The organism is Intrasporangium sp. (assembly GCF_035280925.1).
Lineage (GTDB): Bacteria > Actinomycetota > Actinomycetes > Actinomycetales > Dermatophilaceae > Intrasporangium.
Genome location: NZ_DATEEY010000115.1, coordinates 1 through 2,467 on the forward strand (window position 1 = coordinate 1; position 2,467 = coordinate 2,467).

The 2,467-nt window shown below is 67.9% G+C and carries 2 protein-coding genes and 1 pseudogene; all 3 read right to left on the reverse strand.

The window, feature by feature from the left end; genetic code table 11:
* Positions 1-422: pseudogene (locus VJN29_RS11200) on the reverse strand (carbohydrate ABC transporter permease); the annotation flags it as partial.
* Positions 419-1,402, reverse strand: coding sequence for a sugar ABC transporter permease (locus VJN29_RS11205; protein ID WP_324143712.1), 984 nt, complete (start codon positions 1,400-1,402; stop codon positions 419-421). The gene VJN29_RS11205 and the pseudogene VJN29_RS11200, both read right to left, overlap by 4 nt.
* 2 nt (positions 1,403-1,404) lie before the next feature.
* The coding region (locus VJN29_RS11210; RefSeq protein ID WP_324143713.1) for an ABC transporter substrate-binding protein at positions 1,405-2,467 on the reverse strand (1,063 nt) is incomplete at its 5' end.

The window sequence follows — 2,467 nt, forward strand, 5'->3', positions numbered from 1 at the left end:
AGCAGGGAGATCGGCGGGACGAAGAGCGTCGCCAGGACCAGTGCGGTGATGATGCGCTTGCCCGGGAAGGACAGCCGCGCGAGGGCGTAGGCCGCCATCGTGGCCACGACGAGGACGAGGATCGTCTGCCCCGTGGCGGCGATCATCGAGTTGAGGAACCACTGCTCGACCGGCGTCTGGGGCGCGCCGAGGATCTTCTCGTACCCCTCCGTCGTCGGGTCCTGCGGCAGCATGCTGAGATCGGCCTGCGAGACCTCGGCCGTGGACTTCAACGACGTCGACGCCATCCACAGCAGCGGGGTCAGGAAGAGCAGCGCGAGAAGACCGAGGAAGATCATCCGCCAGGGGATGCGCGACCGGCTGCCGGGCTCCTGAAGGGCCGGCTCGGTCCTCGCCGGGGGAGCCGTGGTGGCGGTGCTCATCGCTTCTGCTCCTTCGGAGTGCGCTCCCGGAGGAACGACAGGCAGATGGCGCTGACGATGAGCAGCGCCAGCGTGAGAACCGTGCTCATGGCGGAGGCGCTGCCCATGTTGAACCTGCGCAGACCCTCCTCACCGATCTGCATGATCACACTGCGCGTCTCGCCTCCCGGCTGCCCCTGGGTGATGAGGTAGGGCTGGCCGAAGACGTTGGCCGACGCGAGGATCGTGATCGTCAGGACGAAGATCGTCACCGGGCGCAACCCCGGGAGGGTGACGTGGCGGAACCGCTGCCACGAGTTGGCGCCGTCGAGCTCGGCCGCCTCGTAGAGCTCTGCCGAGATGTCCTGCAGGCCGGCCAGGAAGATGACCATGTTGTAGCCGGCCGTCCACCAGAGAGTGGGCACCACCAGGGCAAGCCAGACCCATGGCGTGGCGGTGGTGAAGGGGATCCGCTCGAAGCCCAGGAGGTCGAGGTAGTAGTTGATGACACCGACGTTGGGGTCGAGCAGGTAGCGCCACAGCAGGCCGATGACGGCGACACCGAGGACGAACGGTGCGAAGAACACCGCCCGCACGGCGTTGCGGCCAGGGAACTTCTTGTTCAGAGCCACCGCGAGCGCGAGCGGCAGGACCATGAGCAGCGGGACGCTGAGCACGGTGAAGACCGCCGTCGCCCGCATCGAGTTCCAGAAGGTCTCGGAGGTGGTCGACCCGCCGGTGAAGAGGTCGACGTAGTTCTGCAGTCCGACGAACGGCTTCCCGGGGAGGAGGAAGTCCCACTGGTGCAGGCTGATCCACAGGCCGTAGACGATGGGCGCCAGGACGAAGGTGCAGAACAGCACGAGGTAGGGGCCGACGAAGAGCAGCGCGGTCCCGAAACCGGCCCGCATGACGGCCGGGTCCGCGTTCGGCGCCCGGCCACCGCCCCGACGCACCTCCTGCGCCGGGGCGGTGGCGGAGACGGGCGTGATGGTGGCCATGGTCAGGCCTGGTACTTCGCCTGGTTGGCCTTGAGCATCGCGTCGGCCTTCTTGGCCCCGGCGTCGAGGGCCGCCTTGGTCGGCTTCTTGCCGAGGATGGCCTCGTTGACGGCGGTCTCCCAGGTGGGTTGGGTGACGTCTCCGATGCCCGGCACCGCGGGCGGGAACACGACGTGGTCCAGCTGGTCGGCCAGCGTCGACTGCACCGTGAGGTCCTTGAACTCCTGCGACTCGCGCACGCTGTTGCGGGCCGGGACCTGACCGGACTTGGCCCACTCGATCGAGCGCTCGGAGATGTAGGAGATGAAGGCTCGGGACGCGGCGAGCTTGTTCTGGTCCTTCGTCGCCTGGGTGGTGACGACGAAGTTGTGCGAGCTCGCCCACACGGCCGGCTCGTCGCCGATGGTGGGCACGGGGGCCGCAGCCCACTGCAGATCCTTGACCTTCTCCCACTCGTTCATCATCCAGATGACGTCCCACGTCAGGGAGTTGCGCTGCTGGCGGAAGGCCACCGCCTGCGCGTCGTTGGAGACGTTCTTCGGGCTGGCACCGCTGTCGACGAAGCTCCTGAGCCACTCCAGCGCCTCGACACCGGCCTCCGAGTTGAAGGTCGCCTTGGCGCCCTCCTCGTCGTAGATGCTGCCGCCGAACTGGGCGATGAGCGAGTTGAACATCAGGTGCGCGGGCCAGGTCGCGGTGACCCAGAACGGCGTCTGGACCGCACTCTTGGCCTGCAGCTCCTTCACGGCGGCCTCGAACCCTTCGCGGTCCTCGGGCAGCTCGGAGATGCCGGCCTTCTCCAGGTGGGCGGTGTTCCCGTAGAAGCCCAGCGGGTGGATGTCCAGCGGGATGCCGTAGCGCTTGTCCTGGTAGACGCCGGCGTTCCAGACGACGGGGGCGAAGTCCCCCTCCTCAAGCTCCAGGCCGGAGGCGATCTCGTCGAGCGGCACGATGACCCGCCGGGCCGCGTTCGTCGCCAGCTGGTCGATGTGCATGATGCCCACGTCCGGACCGGCGCCGGAGGCGACCGCGTTGGGCACCTTGGAGTAGTAGTCGGCCCACTGC

Excerpts from the sequence above, each read along its gene's own strand:
- VJN29_RS11205 (WP_324143712.1), bottom strand. The coding sequence starts at position 1,402 with ATGGCCACCATCACGCCCGTCTCCGCCACCGCCCCGGCGCAGGAGGTG.